The sequence below is a fragment of the Caldanaerobacter subterraneus subsp. tengcongensis MB4 genome (genome assembly GCF_000007085.1).
GTDB classification, from domain to species: Bacteria; Bacillota; Thermoanaerobacteria; order Thermoanaerobacterales; family Thermoanaerobacteraceae; genus Thermoanaerobacter; species Thermoanaerobacter subterraneus.
Genome location: NC_003869.1, coordinates 1,206,010 through 1,223,194, shown reverse-complemented (window position 1 = coordinate 1,223,194; position 17,185 = coordinate 1,206,010). Strand labels below are relative to the sequence as shown.

16 protein-coding genes are annotated in these 17,185 nt (G+C 38.9%); all 16 read right to left on the bottom strand.

Going from position 1 to position 17,185, the window contains the following annotated elements; all coding sequences use genetic code 11:
• A complete protein-coding gene (locus TTE_RS05810; RefSeq protein ID WP_011025550.1) occupies positions 1–1,551 on the bottom strand; it encodes an acyl-CoA carboxylase subunit beta in 1,551 nt (516 codons plus the stop codon).
• 29 nt (positions 1,552–1,580) lie between these two features.
• Positions 1,581–1,982, bottom strand: a complete 402-nt coding sequence (gene mce / locus TTE_RS05805) for a methylmalonyl-CoA epimerase (RefSeq protein WP_011025549.1) — start codon at positions 1,980–1,982, stop codon at positions 1,581–1,583.
• 158 nt (positions 1,983–2,140) lie between these two features.
• Positions 2,141–2,548, bottom strand: a complete 408-nt coding sequence (locus TTE_RS05800) for a cobalamin B12-binding domain-containing protein (RefSeq protein ID WP_011025548.1) — start codon at positions 2,546–2,548, stop codon at positions 2,141–2,143.
• A gap of 18 nt (positions 2,549–2,566) precedes the next feature.
• Positions 2,567–4,246, bottom strand: a complete 1,680-nt coding sequence (locus TTE_RS05795) for an acyl-CoA mutase large subunit family protein (RefSeq protein ID WP_011025547.1) — start codon at positions 4,244–4,246, stop codon at positions 2,567–2,569.
• Positions 4,247–4,271: 25 nt separating this feature from the next.
• Positions 4,272–4,475, bottom strand: coding sequence for an indolepyruvate ferredoxin oxidoreductase subunit alpha (locus tag TTE_RS05790; protein WP_011025546.1), 204 nt, complete (start codon positions 4,473–4,475; stop codon positions 4,272–4,274).
• A gap of 15 nt (positions 4,476–4,490) precedes the next feature.
• On the bottom strand, positions 4,491–4,625 hold the full coding sequence (locus tag TTE_RS14480; RefSeq protein ID WP_259082032.1) for a hypothetical protein: 135 nt from the start codon (positions 4,623–4,625) through the stop codon (positions 4,491–4,493).
• A 31-nt stretch (positions 4,626–4,656) separates the two neighbouring features.
• Positions 4,657–5,778 carry a sodium ion-translocating decarboxylase subunit beta gene (locus tag TTE_RS05785; protein WP_011025545.1) on the bottom strand — a complete coding sequence of 374 codons (1,122 nt, stop codon included), beginning with the start codon at positions 5,776–5,778 and terminating at the stop codon, positions 4,657–4,659.
• Positions 5,779–5,880: 102 nt separating this feature from the next.
• The gene (locus TTE_RS05780) at positions 5,881–7,179 is read right to left on the bottom strand and encodes a dicarboxylate/amino acid:cation symporter (protein ID WP_226990174.1); all 1,299 of its coding nucleotides are present in this window, start codon (positions 7,177–7,179) and stop codon (positions 5,881–5,883) included.
• Positions 7,180–7,344: 165 nt separating this feature from the next.
• Positions 7,345–9,993 (bottom strand): calcium-translocating P-type ATPase, SERCA-type, encoded by a 2,649-nt coding sequence (locus TTE_RS05775; RefSeq protein ID WP_226990173.1) that lies wholly within the window; start codon positions 9,991–9,993, stop codon positions 7,345–7,347.
• Between the two features lie 17 nt (positions 9,994–10,010).
• Entirely contained in the window at positions 10,011–10,871 is an 861-nt protein-coding gene (locus TTE_RS05770) for a MurR/RpiR family transcriptional regulator (RefSeq protein ID WP_041587149.1), read from the bottom strand.
• Entirely contained in the window at positions 10,864–11,406 is a 543-nt protein-coding gene (locus tag TTE_RS05765; protein WP_011025541.1) for a 2-oxoacid:acceptor oxidoreductase family protein, read from the bottom strand. Before TTE_RS05765 ends, TTE_RS05770 begins: the two co-directional genes overlap by 8 nt.
• Complete coding sequence (locus TTE_RS05760) at positions 11,403–12,227, bottom strand: 2-oxoacid:ferredoxin oxidoreductase subunit beta (RefSeq protein WP_011025540.1); 825 nt, start codon at positions 12,225–12,227, stop codon at positions 11,403–11,405. Before TTE_RS05760 ends, TTE_RS05765 begins: the two co-directional genes overlap by 4 nt.
• The gene (locus TTE_RS05755) at positions 12,217–13,353 is read right to left on the bottom strand and encodes a 2-oxoacid:acceptor oxidoreductase subunit alpha (RefSeq protein ID WP_011025539.1); all 1,137 of its coding nucleotides are present in this window, start codon (positions 13,351–13,353) and stop codon (positions 12,217–12,219) included. The genes TTE_RS05760 and TTE_RS05755 overlap by 11 nt, the downstream gene beginning before the upstream one ends.
• A 24-nt stretch (positions 13,354–13,377) precedes the next feature.
• Complete coding sequence (locus TTE_RS05750) at positions 13,378–14,775, bottom strand: oxaloacetate decarboxylase subunit alpha (protein WP_011025538.1); 1,398 nt, start codon at positions 14,773–14,775, stop codon at positions 13,378–13,380.
• Between the two features lie 18 nt (positions 14,776–14,793).
• Positions 14,794–15,960: an alanine racemase gene (gene alr, locus TTE_RS05745; protein WP_011025537.1), complete on the bottom strand. Its 1,167-nt coding sequence runs from the start codon at positions 15,958–15,960 to the stop codon at positions 14,794–14,796.
• Between the two features lie 28 nt (positions 15,961–15,988).
• Entirely contained in the window at positions 15,989–17,176 is a 1,188-nt protein-coding gene (locus tag TTE_RS05740; protein ID WP_011025536.1) for a pyridoxal phosphate-dependent aminotransferase, read from the bottom strand.
• Between the last annotated feature and the right edge of the window lie 9 nt (positions 17,177–17,185).

Below are 17,185 nucleotides of genomic sequence, written 5' to 3'. Positions count from 1 at the left end.
TTACAGCGGTATATTCCCATGCTTTTTAGCCGGTCTTGTTTCTCTTTTTGACATAAGCATATCAAAAGCTGAGATAAGAATCGGACGAGTTACAGCTGGTTCAATTACGTTATCTATATAGCCTCTTGCAGCTGCCCTGTATGGATTTGCAAAGCTGGTTCTATATTCTTCTATCTTTTGCTGCCTTACTTCCGCTGGATTTTCTGCTTCTTCTATTTCTTTTTTGAAAATTATATTAGCTGCCCCTTCAGGTCCCATCACTGCAATCTCTGCTGTTGGCCATGCCAAAACCATATCTGCTCCTAAATCTCTGCTGCACATTGCAAGATAAGCCCCACCATAAGCTTTTCTTATTATCAAAGTAACTTTTGGAACTGTCGCTTCTGAATAGGCATAAAGCATCTTAGCCCCATGCCTTATTATCCCGCCATACTCTTGGTCTGTACCTGGCAAAAATCCTGGAACGTCCACCAAGTTGAGTATTGGAATATTAAAAGCATCGCAAAAACGTATAAATCTTGCTGCTTTATCAGATGCATTTATATCAAGTACTCCTGCAAGAACACTCGGATTATTTGCTATTATTCCTACACTACGGCCATTAAGCCTTGCAAACCCAGTGATAATATTTTGAGCATAATATGGCTGAACTTCAAAAAATTCGCCATTGTCAACTATTAATTTTATTACATCTTTCATATTGTAGGCCTTATTGGGGTTATCAGGAATTACTGTGTTTAAATCCACTTCCACTCTATTAGGACTGTCTCCCGTTTCAACGACTGGAGGGTCTTCCATATTGTTTGAAGGTAAGTAACTTAACAATTTTCTTACAGCTATTAAAGTTTGTTTTTCGTCTGGAAATACAAAATGGGCTACTCCACTCAATGTGTTATGGGTTGTCGCTCCTCCTAATTGCTCATGGGTCACTTCTTCCCCTGTCACTGCTTTTATCACTTGGGGACCTGTTATGAACATGTAGCTCGTCTTATCAACCATAAATATGAAATCTGTTAAAGCAGGTGAGTATACTGCACCTCCCGCACATGGCCCCATTATTACTGAAATCTGGGGTATTACTCCTGAAGCCAGTGTGTTTCTGTAAAAGATCTGACCATAACCTGATAATGCATCTACTCCTTCTTGAATCCTGGCACCTCCTGAGTCGTTAAGCCCTATTAGTGGTGCTCCCATCTTCATCGCCATGTCCATCACTTTTGTTATTTTCTTTGCATGGTACTCTCCGAGAGATCCTCCAAGAACGGTGAAGTCTTGTGCAAATACAAATACAAGTCTGCCATCAATTGTGCCATAGCCTGTTACAACTCCGTCTCCTGGCGCTTCTGTCTTTTCCATACCGAAGTCCGTACACCTGTGTTCCACAAAAGGATCAATTTCTATAAAGCTGTGTTCATCCAGCAGAATATTTAGTCTTTCACGAGCCGTAAGCTTTCCCGCTTCATGCTGCTTTTCTATTCTTTTCTGACCTCCCCCTTCTTTTATTTTTTCATACCTTCTTTTTAGTTCCTCTATTTTTGCCTGAACATCCATTCTATCATACCTCCAGGAACGTTGTGGTTTTAATCTCTCTCGCAAAGCTCTAACAATACTCCATTTGCGTTCTTTGGGTGGACAAAGGCAATTTTCGCCCCTCCTGCCCCATACCTTGGCACTTCATCTATAAGCTTTACTCCTTTTCCCTTCAACTCCTCTAACGCCTTTTCAATGTCATCTACCTGAAGTGCTATGTGGTGTATGCCTTCCCCTCTTTTTTCTATAAATTTAGCGACAGGCCCATCCTCTGATGTGGACTCTAAAAGCTCTATCTCGCTGTCCCCAACTGGAATAAAGGCCGTCTTTACCTTCTGCTCCTTAACTTCTTCTATCCCTGTCACTTTCAAGCCCAGTACTTCTTCATAAAACTTTCTCGCTTCTTCTATGCTTTTTACTGCTATCCCTATGTGGTCTACCTTTTTAATCACGTCATTCCCTCCTCTGAAGTATTTGCTTATAGAGAACTCCTGTTACTGGATAAAGGTCAATCTTCTTACCAGCATTTTTTCTTTATCGTCTTCAGCGTAGGTTATGGCTCTTGCTATTGCTCTTTTGTCTCTATTAAGAAGCAGCTTTTCTAATTCCATCATTTTTTTGCCAACCTCTTAACATTGGCTTTTATATATTCAATGACTGCTGAAGTGGGAGTGCCAGGGGTGAATATCTCTGCTATGCCGTGCTCTTTCAAAAAGGGAATATCTTCTTCTGGTATCACACCTCCGCCTATCACCAATATGTCCTCTGCCCCTCTCTCTTTTAGAAGCTTTGTTATTTTGGGAAAAAGTGTATTGTGAGCGCCTGAGAGTATACTCAATGCGACTACGTCCACGTCTTCCTGTATGGCTGCTTCTACTATTTGCTCAGGTGTCTGCCTTAATCCTGTGTATATTACTTCCATTCCCGCATCTCTTAAGGCTCTCGCTATCACCTTTGCTCCCCTGTCATGCCCGTCCAAGCCGGGTTTTGCTACTAAAACTCTTATTGGCCTTTCCATAACTATAACCTCCTGGAGCTAAAATATGCTTGGTGCTTTGTATTCTCCAAATACTTCTCTCATTACCCCACAGATCTCTCCTAATGTAGCATAGGCTTTTACTGCTTCCAAAATATATGGCATCAGGTTATCTGTACCTTTGCAGGCTTTTTTTAAGTCATTCAATACTTTTTGCACTTTTTCGTTATCTCTTTCTTTTCTCAATTTTTTAAGTTTTTGTTTTTGCAGTTCTTCTACTTTAGGGTCCACTTTTAATAAGTTTTTAGGAGGTTCTTCTTCTATCTGAAACATGTTTACCCCTACTACAATTTTTTCTTTTGATTCTATTTCCTTCTGGTAATTATATGCGCTGTTCTGAATTTCTCTCTGCATGTATCCACTTTCAATCGCCGCTGTCGCTCCCCCCATTTTATCTATTTTTTCTATGTATTCCATTGCCTTTTTCTCTATTTCATCTGTGAGGTATTCTACGTAGTAAGAACCACCTAAAGGATCAACCACGTCAGCTACTCCACTCTCATAGGCTATTATCTGCTGTGTCCTCAGGGCAATCCTCACTGAGTCTTCTGTAGGAAGAGCCAGAGCTTCATCTCTGCTGTTCGTGTGTAATGACTGTGTACCTCCCAGTACTGCAGCCAAAGCCTGAATTGTGACTCTTATTATGTTGTTGTCTGGCTGCTGGGCAGTTAATGTGGAGCCCGCCGTCTGGGTGTGGAATCTCAGCATCATTGAGCGAGGATTTTTGGCACCAAATCTTTCTTTCATTATCTTTGCCCAGAGTCTTCGCGCAGCTCTAAATTTTGCTACCTCTTCAAAAAGGTTGTTGTGGGCGCTAAAGAAAAATGAAAGCCTTGGTGCAAAGTCATCTATCTCAAGGCCTGCTTTTAGGGCCGCTTCTACATATGCTATGGCGTTTGCAAAGGTAAAAGCTACTTCCTGCACGGCTGTGGCTCCAGCTTCTCTCATGTGATAGCCGCTTATGCTTATTGTGTTCCATTTTGGAACATTTTTTGAACAGTATTCAAAAATGTCTGTTATTAATCTCATTGAGGGTTCAACAGGAAAAATGTAGGTCCCTCTTGCCACGTATTCCTTTAGTATGTCATTTTGTATTGTCCCATCGAGCTTGTCTGGAGTTATTCCCTGTTTTTCTGCCACTGCTATATACATGGCCAGTAATACTGCTGCCGGAGCGTTTATTGTCATGGAAGTGCTTACTTTGTCAAGGGGAATCCCATCGAAGAGTATCTCCATGTCCTGCAGCGAATCTATAGCTACCCCTACTTTCCCTACTTCCCCTTCTGCAAGAGGATGGTCAGAGTCATAGCCTATCTGCGTGGGAAGGTCAAAAGCCACGCTTAAGCCCATTTGCCCCTGTTCTAAAAGGTATTTGTATCTCTTGTTGGATTCTTCGGCAGTAGCAAAACCTGCATACTGCCTCATCGTCCAAAATCTACCTCTGTACATGGTAGGCTGTATCCCTCTTGTGAAGGGATATTCTCCCGGAAAGCCCAGCTTTTCATTGTAGTCAAATTCTTTTAAGTCCAGCGGAGTATAAAGCCTTTTAATTTCTATCCCTGAACTTGTTTCAAATTTTTCTCTCCTTTCTGAAAACTTACTAAGTACCTTGCTAACTACATCCTGTTCCCATTCTTCTTTCGCTTTCTTTATCCTTTCCAGCTCTTTTTCCTCCCACATTTTTTATCCCTCCCTGTAAATTGCTTCATACCTCTTCAATGTAAATGGCATAATCGGGACAGTACATCTCACATAATCCGCATTTTATGCATTTTTCTTCGTCAATTAAATGAACCTTGTCCCCCTTTATCTCTAAAACTTTTTTAGGGCAAAATCCTACACAAATCCCACACCCCTTGCACCACTCCTTGATTATGCGAAGTCTCATTTCTTTGCTCTTTTGAATCATTTATTTTTCACTTCCTTAATCATTTTTTTGCTTATTTGTCTTGCTCGTCTGCCCAAAAGATTTGATGAGCAAGTAAAATATTATAAGCATTGTAAAAGTCATGGTAATACCTACTAATGCAATTTTAAGCACTGTGTAAATATTTATCATCGCGCTTCACCTCTTTTTGTAAACTAGGTGATTACATGAATAAAGATGATACAAGGCCTATCAAAATTCCTCCAGCCACAACCGATCCTATCTGTCCAGAAACATTGGCTGCCACCGATTGCATCAATACGAAGTTTGTAAAATCCTCTTGCTGAGCCATCTTTTGAATAACACGAGCAGACATAGGAAATGCCGATATTCCTGCAGCACCTATCATAGGGTTAACCTTTCTTTTCAAAAATAAATTTAAAAACTTCGCAAACAAAACACCACCAGCAGTGTCAAATATAAAAGCTAAAAGACCCATTCCGAAAATCAATAGCGTAGCAGGGTTTAAAAATCTATCTGGTGTCATCGTGGCACCAATAGTAATGCCAAGTAAAATTGTAGTAATATTTGCTAGTTCGTTCTGTGCAGCTTTAGAAAGTCTCTCAACCACACCGCTTTCTTTTATTAAATTTCCAAACATAAGAGAACCAATGAGTGGCACACTCTGAGGTATCAAAATTCCAGTGATAAGTGTTACTGCTATTGGGAAAATTATTCGAACAACTTTTGGAACCTCTTTCAGCTCTAATTCCATCCTTATTCTTCGTTCTTCCTTTGTGGTAAGCATTCGAATTATTGGGGGCTGAATTATTGGAACTAAAGCCATATAGGAATAGGCTGCAACTGAAATAGGTCCTAGCAAATGAGGAGCAAACAATGTCGAAACATATATTGAAGTAGGACCATCTGCTGCACCTATTATCCCTATAGAAGCAGCTTCTCCAATATCAAATCCCATTAAATATGCTACTATCATTGTCAAGAAGATTCCTACTTGTGCAGCAGCTCCAAAAAATATCATAAAAGGCTGTTGAAAAAGTGGTGTAAAATCCACCATTGCTCCTACAGCAATGAAAATTAGGATCGGAAAAAGTTCTGTATTGATACCTGCATTATATAAAAGGGTTAGAAAACCATTTTTTCCTATTGCAGCAGAAAGTGGAATATTAGTAAGAATTATGCCAAATCCTATAGGGAGCAAAAGCATAGGTTCGTATTCCTTTTTTATGGCGAGATATATTAAAATTCCACCAATTGCTAGCATTATCAAATGTCCTAGTGTAAAATTTGAGATACCCTCTATAAAAATCCTGAAAGCTTCCATTTCTGCTCTCTCCTTTTTATGGTTATTTCAAGACCTTAATTAGCTGCCTCCCCTCATGAAAGATTCTGAGAGGAGGCAGCCTTGATTGGAGAAAATTTATTGTTAGCTTTGAGTAGTACTCACTGTCGGGATACCTCTTTCTCCAGAAGAAGTCGTTACAAGTTCAGCAATTACTAGGTCTCCTGTGACATTCAGAGTAGTCCTGCACATATCTAAAAATCTATCTATCCCTAAAATTAATCCAATTCCTTCTGGGGGTACACCTACTTGCGCTAGCAGTGCAGCAATCACTGGCAAAGAACCCGCTGGCACTCCTGCTGTTCCCACACCGGCTAATATCGCTGCAAACATCACAAGCAATTGAGTAGAAAGGGATAAATCTACACCATATACCTGAGCTAAAAATAAAATTGTGACTCCTTCAAATAAAGCCGTGCCATTTTGATTCGCAGTAGCACCAATAGTCAGAATAAATCTTGCAATGTGAGGGGGAAGTTTTAGTTCTTCTTCTGCTGCTTTTAGAGATATTGGCAAGGTAGCATTTGAAGAAGAAGTAGAAAACGCGTAAAGCATGGGTTCCTTAGCTCCTCTAAAGAACTCGCCCGGAGATTTTTTGGCAAAAACTTTAAGGAAAAATGGATAAACAACAAACAACTGAATAGCTAGACCTACAACAACTACCGCAGCATATACTCCAAGATTCTTCAAGAATCCAGCACCCATTTTATAAGTAGTATTAAACACTATGCAAAAAATAGCATAAGGCGCCATTTTAAGGGCAAGTTTAACAACACCCATTGATGCTTCAAAGATTGCTTGCATTACCTGAATGAATGAATGATTTTCTTCTTTTATTACTATGCTAACTGCCCATCCAAAAATGGCAGCAAATACCATTACTGCAATTATTTCCCCTTGTAAAGCTTTTGCTGCAGACTCTATCGGGTTCTGGGGTAAGAGGTTCACTATATACTGGTACCAGCGCAATCCTCTGAGGGTCTCCGCTGTTTGTGTTATACTTATTATGGATTGCTTCTCTGCAGCAGCAATATCAAAATTAGTACCGACTCCTGGTTTGACCACATTAACTCCTATTAAGCCTATTGCTACAGCAATTGTAGAAAGAACTATAGTCCAGACTAGTGCTTGAACTGCTACTTTTCCTAAAGCTCTACCCTGACTTAGCTCAAAAACGCCCAAAATTAACGCAGATGTTAAGAGAGGAATTACTGCCATAAATATTAGCCTCAGAAAGATAGCACCTATCAGCGTAGCTATGTCTACTGCCCATTGCATAAATGGAAATGTTTTTATTGGCAGTGTGTAGTAACATATCAAGCCTACGATTATTCCCAAGATAAAACCTGTCAGTAATTTTTGATAATCTTTCATATTTCCCATTTCCCCTCTCTTTTATTAGTTTTTACTTTTGAAAAGTGTATCCCCTTCTACTGAATTTTCTGAATTTCATCCCTCCTTTTTTGTAAACGATGTCTTGCTCTTGTAAGAAATTTTATATCGTATATAACGTTTTGTAACAAGAAAAAACTTATTTCTACGTAAAATTTATCTAAAATTTTTTCTAAGCCTCATTATTTCACCCGTCAATAGAGGAATAAGTGACAAGAGTATTACAACATTCCATTGATAATAACTAATAGGAGAAAAATCAAAAATTTCATTTAGTGGAGTCATAACTAAAGCGAGTACAAATATTACTCCTATCAGGAACGCAATAACCATATGCTTGTTGGAAAACTTATCCCTAATTCCTATCTTTTCTGACTTAACATTTAAAGCCTGGACCAATTCAGACAGATTCATCACTGCAAAAGCCATTGTTCTGCCCACATTTATTCCCTTCTCGAGCCCCACAATAAAAGCAATAAGTGTGACTATTCCGATAACAGCTCCCTCAAAAGGAATCCTATATATCAATCCCCCAGAAAAAATGCTTTCATCTTTTGGTCTAGGTGGTTTTTTCATTATATCTTCTTGAGAAGGTTCGAATCCAAACGCCAAAGCCGGCAAACTATCTGTTACTAGGTTTGCCCAAAGTATGTGTACGGGTTTTAGTGGAAGAGACATTCCTAAAATAGTAGCTACAAAAAGTGCAAAAATTTCACCAAAATTACAGCTCAGCAAGTAATGAATTGCTTTTTTTATATTTGCAAATATAGTTCTGCCTTCTTCTACTGCAGCAACAATTGTGGCAAAATTATCACCTTTTAAAATCATGTCAGAAGCCTCTTTAGCCACTTCTGTACCTGTAATACCCATAGCAATTCCAATATCAGCTTGCTTGAGTGCTGGAGCATCGTTTACTCCATCACCTGTAACAGCTACCACAGCGTTATTTTTCTGCCACGCTTTAACAATTCTTAATTTGTGCTGAGGAGAAACACGGGCAAAAACAGAAATCTCTTTAACAATTTCAGTTAGCTTTTCATCTGAAATTTTTTCTAGTTCCTCTCCGCTTAATATTTTATTTCCTTCTTCTAAAATTCCAATTTCTCTAGCTATAACAGAAGCTGTAATCTTATGGTCGCCGGTTATCATCACAGGCTTTATTCCCGCTCTTTTGCATACTTCAACAGCTTCCCTAACTTCTTTCCGCGGTGGGTCCATCAAAGCCACAAGGCCTATAAAAATCAGGTCATTTTCTACCTCTTCACTTACAAGTTTTTCAGGTAATTTTGTCAACTCTTTATAAGCAACACCAAGAATTCTTAACCCTTGCTGTCCCATTTTTTCATTAACACGAAGAATGGTTTCTACTTCATTTTTATCTAAAGGAATTATTCTGTTTTTCTTCAATACATATCCACACATTTTGATTACATAGTCAGGCGCTCCTTTGGTTATTACTCTAAATGTCTTTCCTTCAATAGAATGGATAGTTGACATCATCTTTCTTTCTGATTCAAAAGGAATTTCCTCTACTCTTGGAAATCTTTTTTCTAATTCCTCTTTTTTTAATCCTGTTACTCTATTTAAAGCAACCACCAAAGCTATTTCCGTAGGATCTCCTATCATTTGACCAGTTGTATCTATGGCAACATCAGTACATAGAGCCGCGCTTTCAATAAGAAATTTTTCTGATTTTTCAATTTCCTTCTCCTCATTTATATCTATTTCTCTTTCGTCCACATACATTTTAACAACAGCCATCTTGTTTTCTGTAAGCGTTCCTGTTTTGTCAGAACAAATCACACTTGTGCTTCCAAGGGTCTCTACCGATGAAAGCCTTCTTATTATCGCATTTCTTTTTACCATTTTTTGAATACCCAAAGCCAAAGTAATAGTAATAATGGCAGGTAACCCTTCCGGAATTGCCGCTACTGCTAAACTTACAGATGTTAAGAACATATCAAACAATGGTCTATTTTGCAATAAACTTCCTATTACAAACATCACTGCACACAGCAGTAATATGGCTGTACCTAAAATCTTTCCTAGCTCTTCCAGTCTAATCTGGAGAGGAGTTTTGACTTCTTTTTCCGACCTTATCAGAGAAGCAATTTTGCCTATCTCTGTATTCATCCCCGTGGCAGTTATAATGAATTTTCCTCTCCCGTACACTACATTTGTACCCATATAAACCATATTTTTTCTATCACCTAAAGGTATTTCTTTATCTTCCAATTCTTTTTCCGTTTTTTCTGCAGGAACAGATTCTCCCGTCAAAGGTGCTTCATCAATGCGTAGATTTTTCGCTTCTATTAACCTGCCATCTGCAGGAATTACATCTCCACTTCCTATAACTACCACATCTCCTACCACAATATCGGTTACATTCACCTCCTTTAATTTTCCTTCCCTTATAACTTTGGTAAAAGGTTGAGAAAGTTTTTTAAGAGCTGTAATAGATTTTTCAGCTTTGTATTCTTGTAATGTACCTATCAGAGCATTTAAAATTACAATGGCTAATATTAAAATTCCATCTATTGCTTCTTTAAGAAAAAAGGAGATTACAGAAGCTATTATCAGTATTATCACCAGGTAATCTTTAAATTGTTCAATAACCATCCTTAAAGGTGATTTTATTTTTTCTTCCTCTAACGAATTTTCGCCATATTCAGTTAATCTCCTTATAGCTTCTTCATCTGAAAGTCCCTTCTCACAATCTGTTTTTAACTTTTCAACCACTTTTTCTGCTGTCATAGCCCAGTATCTTTCCATAGGCATCCCCTCTCGGTCATTCCTTACCTCCACTCTTATCCCCAGAAAAATTAAAATTTAGTCAGATATACCTCATATTCCTCCCAAATATTCTCTAGCTTTTCAAAAACACCTGTTATTGTTTCTCTTTCTCTAGTTCCCACTGCTACTACAATCGCATTTACAAGACTTAATGGAGCCACAAGAGAATCCACAAAGGAGATTATACTATTCTTGGCTGTAAGCACCTCATCTGCTATCCTCGCAAGAGGGGAAATAAAACTGTCGGTTAATGCGATAACTGTAGCCCCCTGTGATTTTGCATATTTAAGCAAATCCACAGTCCTTCTGGAATACCGAGGAAATCCTATTCCTATCACTAAATCTTCTCTCTCTACCCTTAAAATCTGTTCAAAAAGATCTGATACTCCTCTCTTTACTACTATTACGTTATCACGAAGCAAGTTCAAATAAAACCCCATGTATTCAGCTATCACCGTAGAAGTTCTCAGCCCAACAATATAAATTTTTCGAGCATTCAAAATACAATCTACTACTTTTTTGAAAGTTCCCACATCTACTTCGTTGAGTGTCTGTTTTATGCTTCCTATGTCCAAGTTTAGGACTTCTGCAAGTAGTTTTTCTTCATTACTTTCCTTTGTTATTTCTAGCCTTTGCAATGTGGTCAACTTGCCCTTCACAAACTCCTGCAGAGCAGTCTTCAGTTCTGGAAAACCATTATACCCTAATTCACTTGCAAATCTCACAACAGTAGATTCACTTATTTTAAGTTCTTTTGCAATATCTTTGGAAGTCATAAACACTGCTTTTTCATAATTGTTCACAATGTATTGCGCAATCATTTTTTGACTTTTACTAAGGTGAGCATAGCAGTTCTGTATTCTTTCTATAAGGTCCTCCTTTTTATTTATCCCATGGAACTCCCCCCAGTTTAAAACCCTCTTCTAAAGCTTTTCTGTTAAGTTCTTCCGTGCCAGCCGGCACTCTCTTTAAAACAGCTTTTTCTAAAGATTCTTTACTAACTATCTTTGTAAGCTCTGCTATAACACCTAGAGAGACTATATTGGCAACATATGCTTTTCCTACAACTTCCTGTGCTGTTTTTAATATTGGAAATTTTAATGTCTTTACTTTGCTCTCTTGTTCTACCTCTACAGAATCGTCAACTATTATAAGCCCTGTCTCTTTTACATCCTCTTTATAGCTTTTATAGGCAGAACTCGTCAAAGCTAGCAGTACATCTGGCTTTAAAACTTTTGGATACACAATGGTTCCATCGCTTATTATTACCTCTGCTTTGCTGGAACCTCCTCTCGCCTCAGGCCCATAGGATTGGCTCTGCACGCTTACCTTCCCATCCAGTATTGCCGCTTCTGCCAAAATTATTCCTGCAAGAATTAACCCCTGTCCTCCAGACCCTCCTAACCTTATTTCAAGCGACCTCATTTTACACTCACCTTCAATCTCTCTACCATCTTTTGATACTCTTCTGTGTACTCAGGAGCCTCTATGTTTACAAATTCGCCTATTATTATCTTGCCTTCCAATTCTTCCGGCTTCATTTTAGCTGCCTTGTTTATGTCAATCGAATTATCTTTAAGCCACTTCAACATGTCTGCTGGGCTTCCCTTTTTGTTCCTTCTGCCATAGTAGGTGGGGCATATGCTCATGGCTTCAATGAAAGAAAAGCCTTTGTGGGAAATCCCTTTTTCTATGAGTTTTACAAGTTGCTGTACGTGATAGGCTGTGCCTCTGGCCACATAAGTTGCTCCTGCACCTATAGCCAATTTGCATATGTCAAAATCCCTGTCTATGCTGCCATAGGGTGCTGTTGTGGCTTTATCGTACCTTGGTATTGTAGGTGATGCCTGACCTCCTGTCATGCCGTATATGTGGTTGTTGTACATGACGACCGTTATGTCTATGTTCCTCCTCGCTGCGTGGATGAAATGGTTTCCACCTATAGCCGCATTGTCCCCGTCCCCTGTTATCACTATCACCGTAAGTTCTGGATTTGCAAATTTTACTCCTGTGGCAAAAGCTATTGCCCTGCCGTGAGTGGTGTGTAAGGTGTTAAAGTCTAAGTAACCTGAAGCCCTTGAAGAACATCCTATCCCTGATACTACTACCACTTTGTCTTTGCCAATTTTTAAGTTGTCTATCGCTCTCACTATTGCCATTGCCACTATTCCATTGCTACAGCCTGGGCACCATATGTTTGGTAACGTTTCCTTTCTGAAGTATTCCTCCACAAGCCTAGAAGCCATTTTTTATTCTCTCCTTTACCTTCTCTACAATTTCACAAGGAGTAAAAAATTCCCCGTTCGCCTTGTTTATATTCTCTACCTCCCCTTCCCTCTTTACTACCCTGTCCACTTCGTAGTATAGCTGCCCTCTATTCATCTCTACTACAAATATTTTTCTGAATTTAGGGTATATCTTTCTAAGTCTTGTGTCAGGAAAAGGCCATATTGTTATTGGTCTAAAAATGCCAACTTTAAAGCCCTCTTTCTTAAGTTCTTCTTCTGCTGCTTCTACTGCCCTTGATGTTGAACCAAAAGAGATAAAGAGAATGTCTCCTTCTTTTTCGCCTTTTTCCTTGTACATGACTATGTCTTCCTTGTTTTTTTCTATTTTGTCAACCAATCTTTTTATTAGTCTCTCCGCAATTTTTGTGTCATTTGTGGGAAGGCCTTTTTCATTGTGCACAAGTCCCGTGACGTGGTATCTTACTCCCTTTCCAAAGGGAATTAAAGGAGCAACTCCATTTTCTATATCTTTGTAGGGAAGGTAATTTTCTATATCCTCTGGGATTTTTCTTTCAATTATTTCAATATCCCCGTACTCGTCTAAATTTACCGTCTCCCTCAGATGACCTATCACTTCATCAATGAGGATTACAACAGGAGTCCTGTACTTTTCTGACAGATTAAAAGCCTGTATTGTGACATAATAGGCTTCTTTTACTGAGGATGGCGATAAAACTATTATGGAATGGTCTCCATGAGTTCCCCATCTTGACTGCATTACATCTCCCTGCGCAGGTGATGTGGGCATACCTGTGCTGGGACCCATCCTCTGCACATCCACCACTACGCATGGAACCTCCGCCATTGCTGCAAAGCCTATATTCTCCTGCATCAAAGAAAACCCAGGCCCTGATGTGGCTGTCATGGCTTTTAACCCAGCCAGTGATGCGCCGATTATTGCAGCCATGCTGGCAATCTCATCTTCCATCTGAATGAATTTCCCGCCTACAAAAGGAAGCTTCTCGGCGCACAATTCGGCAATTTCAGTAGAAGGAGTTATTGGATACCCTGCGTAAAACCTCATCCCGGCTCTTATTGCTCCTTCTACCACTGCTTCATTTCCCTGCATTAACACCTTCGACATTTTCCTTCACCTCTGGAATTTAAATTAGACAGGATACACTCTGTTTCCCTCACCAACCATACTAGAATCTATAAAATACTTTTTCGCCCTTCTGTACTCAAAAAACTTTTTAGCCACTTGCGGAAAAAGAGCATATGTCAGTACATCCTCTTCCTGTTCGTAATACTCTTTTATTTCTTCTTTTACCTCTTCAAACTGTGGTTTTAAGAGGTCCGCCGGCCTTATCTCAATTACCTCTTCATCACCTATTATTTTCCTCTTTATCTCATCAGAAATTGGTGCAGGAGGCCTGCCGTACAGTCCCTTGACATAATCCTTTATCTCTTTTGGAACCATTTTATACCTCTCACCAGTTATCACATTTAAAACCGCCTGTGTACCTACCATTTGACTCATTGGAGTAACTAGAGGCGGATATCCTAGGTCCTCTCTCACCCTCGGTATCTCTTCTAGAACTTCTTTATACTTGTCAAGCGCTTTTTGCTCTTTTAGCTGTGCAATGAGATTTGAAAGCATTCCTCCCGGAACCTGGTAGACAAGCACATCAGTATCTATACCCATTACCATTGAGAAATCTGTTTCTTTATAGTGATTTCGCTTTACTTCCTTAAAATATGAAGCAATTTCTGAGAGAAGTTCAAGGTCAAGCCCTGTATCATATTGAGTTCCCTTCAAAGCTGCCACCATGGTCTCTGTAGCAGGCTGAGAAGTGCCCAAAGCTAAAGGAGAAATTGCTGTATCTATCGCATCCACCCCTGCTTCTATGGCTTTTAAATAAGTCATGGAAGCCATTCCACTCGTGTAATGGCCGTGCAGCTGTATGGGAACATTAACTGTCTCTTTGAGCCTCTTCACCAGTTCATAGGCTACATAAGGGCTCAATATGCCCGACATGTCCTTTATGCAGATAGAATCTACACCTAATTCTACCAGTTCTTTTGCCACTCTTATGTAGTGGTCTATAGTGTGGACAGGGCTTATAGTATAGACAAGAGTCCCTTGCGCATGGGCTCCTACCCTTTTTGTCGCCTTTATGGAAACTTCCAAATTTCTCACATCATTCAAAGCATCAAAGATCCTTATTATGTCTATTCCATTAGCTACAGCCTTTTCTATAAATTTTTCTACAATGTCATCCGGATAATGTCTGTATCCTACCAGATTTTGCCCTCTTAAAAGCATTTGCAGGGGTGTATTTTTTATCCTCTTTTTTAATTCCCGCAGCCTCTCCCACGGGTCTTCATTTAAAAACCTGAGACAAGCATCAAAGGTAGCTCCTCCCCAAACCTCAAGAGAATGATATCCCACCTTATCAAGCTTTTCTGCAATAGGCAGCATTTCCTCTGTAGTCATGCGAGTAGCCATCAAAGACTGATGGGCATCTCTTAGAACTGTTTCTGTTATTTTAACTCTCCTTTCCATGGTTTACAGTCCTTCACCTCACTTTAAGTAATTTACTTCTCCAATCTTTATTCCATCATAAAAATACACTCTAGGCACCCTTCTGCTAATTCTAGAAAAAACTTCTTGAGGAATAGTTTCAATTTTATCAGCCATAGATTCTACAGAAACTGTCTCATTGTTTTGTGTCCCTATAATAACCACCTCATCTCCTATTTCCACACCTTCTACATCAGTAACATCTATCATGCACTGGTCCATACATACTCTGCCTACTATTGGAACATACTTTCCCTTTAATAGCAATTTATAGTTATTAGATAATCTCCTATCAAGTCCATCCGCATACCCCACGGGGATAGTAGCTATTACACTTTTTCTTTTTGTCACAAAACTTTTGCCGTAGCCTATAAAAAATCCCGCTGGTACATCTTTTAAATGGACCACCCGCGTAGTAAACCTCAGTGTTTCTCTCAATTCTACCTTTCGTTCTACTCTCTTTGAAGGATATGCACCGAACAAAATTATACCCGGCCTTACCATATCTAAATGAGAATAATTGAGATTTAAAATAGCTGCCGCATTGGCTATATGTTTTAAAGGAATTTTTAACCTTTTTTTCTCCAAACTACTAATTAGATTCATGAATTTGTCGAACTGCTCTTTGCAATAATCCCTATCATCTTCGGATGCGGCAGCAAAATGACTGTATATCCCTTCCAATATTAATCCTCTCATGTTTGCCATTTCTAGAATCTCTTTCTGCGCTAAATCAAAATCAATATATCCGATTCGTCCCAAACCTGTATCAATTTTTATATGGACTTTTGCTCTTTTGTTTTGTTTTAGACTTTCTTTCTCTAACTCTTTCGCATATTTTATATCGTACACCGTTTGAGTAAGGTCATGTTTAACTATTTGTCTTAACTGTGTAGGAGGAGTATAACCAAAAATTAGAATAGGAGTTTTTATTCCCTTTTCCCTCAACTCTAAAGCTTCTTCTGTAGTTGCTACTCCGAAATAGTCTACCCCTTCTTTTTCTAAAAATTTGGCTACATATGAAGCTCCATGACCATATGCATCCCCTTTTATCACCGCCATTATTTTCACATTTTTTCCAACTATCTTCTTTATTTCTCTGAAGTTATGTGTTATTGCATCTAGATATACTTCTACGCGGGTGGGTCTTACCCCGTCAAATTTCACCTTTATCAACTCCTCCTACTTAAAAGTTCTAAATCTTATTCAAGAAGTTTTCAATTCTGTCAAGTCCTTTTTCTATGTTTTCCATAGAGGTTGCGTATGAGATTCTTATATAATTATCCATACCAAAAGGTAAGGCAGGAACTACAGCTACATTTGCCTCTTCAATGAGAAGGGTAGCAAAATCTAAAGACCCTTTTATTTTTCTACCATTTACTTTTTTGCCTACATATTCTTCAATGTTCACAAAGACGTAAAAAGCTCCTTGTGGTCTAACTGCTTTTAAGCCTTTCATCTTACTTATTCTTTCTACAGCGTAAAGCCTTCTTTTGTTAAATTCTTCTACCATTCTTTTTATTGCCACTCCATCTCCAGTCAATGCTGTGACGCTGGCATATTGAGCAATAGAATTGGGATTTGAAGTAGTATGGCTTTGAATATTAGCCATAACTTTCGCAACGTCTAAAGAAGATGCAGTATAACCTATCCTCCATCCCGTCATTGCATAAGCTTTGGACATGCCATTTACCACTATCGTAAGTTCTTTAATTTTTTCACCCAATGAAGCTATACTGACATGTTCTCCTTCATAAATCAATTTTTCATATACCTCATCAGAAATCACAAATATTCCTGTTTCTTCTACCACTTCAGCAATATCTTGTAGCTCCTTTCTTGTATAAACAGCTCCTGTGGGATTGTTCGGGCTGTTTAATATTAGAGCTTTCGTTTTCGGGTTTATGGCGGCCGTGAGTTCTTCAGCTGTAATTTTGAAATTATTTTCTTCCTTTGTTTGAACAAACACTGGTTTACCATAAGCGAGCCTTACCATTTCAGGATAACTTAGCCAATAAGGTACAGGTATGATAACTTCATCTCCCGGGTTTAATATTGCAGAAAGTGCGTTATATATAGAATGTTTAGCCCCATTAGAAACTACAATCTGCTCTGGTTCATAAAAAAGACCATTTTCTCTTTTCAGTTTTTCACATATAGCCTTTTTTAGTTCAAGTATTCCCGAAGCAGGCGTATACTTGGTATAGCCTTTCTTTATCGCTTCAATTGCAGCCTCTTTTATATAGTCAGGAGTATCAAAATCAGGTTCACCCACTCCAAAGTCTATGACATCAACTCCCTCTGCCTTTAACTGTCTCGCCTTTGCCGTTATTTCTAAAGTCATAGAAGGGGTTATTTGAAGAGCATTCTGCGAGAGATTCATTTTTCTACC

Bases quoted from the DNA above. Each gene is read 5' to 3' on its own strand.
- TTE_RS05810 (WP_011025550.1), bottom strand. From the start codon at position 1,551: ATGGATGTTCAGGCAAAAATAGAGGAACTAAAAAGAAGGTATGAAAAA.
- TTE_RS05800 (WP_011025548.1), bottom strand. From the start codon at position 2,548: ATGGAAAGGCCAATAAGAGTTTTAGTAGCAAAACCCGGCTTGGACGGG.
- TTE_RS05795 (WP_011025547.1), bottom strand. From the start codon at position 4,246: ATGTGGGAGGAAAAAGAGCTGGAAAGGATAAAGAAAGCGAAAGAAGAA.
- TTE_RS05790 (WP_011025546.1), bottom strand. From the start codon at position 4,475: ATGATTCAAAAGAGCAAAGAAATGAGACTTCGCATAATCAAGGAGTGG.
- TTE_RS14480 (WP_259082032.1), bottom strand. From the start codon at position 4,625: ATGATAAATATTTACACAGTGCTTAAAATTGCATTAGTAGGTATTACC.
- TTE_RS05785 (WP_011025545.1), bottom strand. From the start codon at position 5,778: ATGGAAGCTTTCAGGATTTTTATAGAGGGTATCTCAAATTTTACACTA.
- TTE_RS05780 (WP_226990174.1), bottom strand. From the start codon at position 7,179: ATGGGAAATATGAAAGATTATCAAAAATTACTGACAGGTTTTATCTTG.
- TTE_RS05765 (WP_011025541.1), bottom strand. From the start codon at position 11,406: ATGAGGTCGCTTGAAATAAGGTTAGGAGGGTCTGGAGGACAGGGGTTA.
- TTE_RS05760 (WP_011025540.1), bottom strand. From the start codon at position 12,227: ATGGCTTCTAGGCTTGTGGAGGAATACTTCAGAAAGGAAACGTTACCA.
- TTE_RS05755 (WP_011025539.1), bottom strand. From the start codon at position 13,353: ATGTCGAAGGTGTTAATGCAGGGAAATGAAGCAGTGGTAGAAGGAGCA.
- TTE_RS05750 (WP_011025538.1), bottom strand. From the start codon at position 14,775: ATGGAAAGGAGAGTTAAAATAACAGAAACAGTTCTAAGAGATGCCCAT.
- TTE_RS05740 (WP_011025536.1), bottom strand. From the start codon at position 17,176: ATGAATCTCTCGCAGAATGCTCTTCAAATAACCCCTTCTATGACTTTA.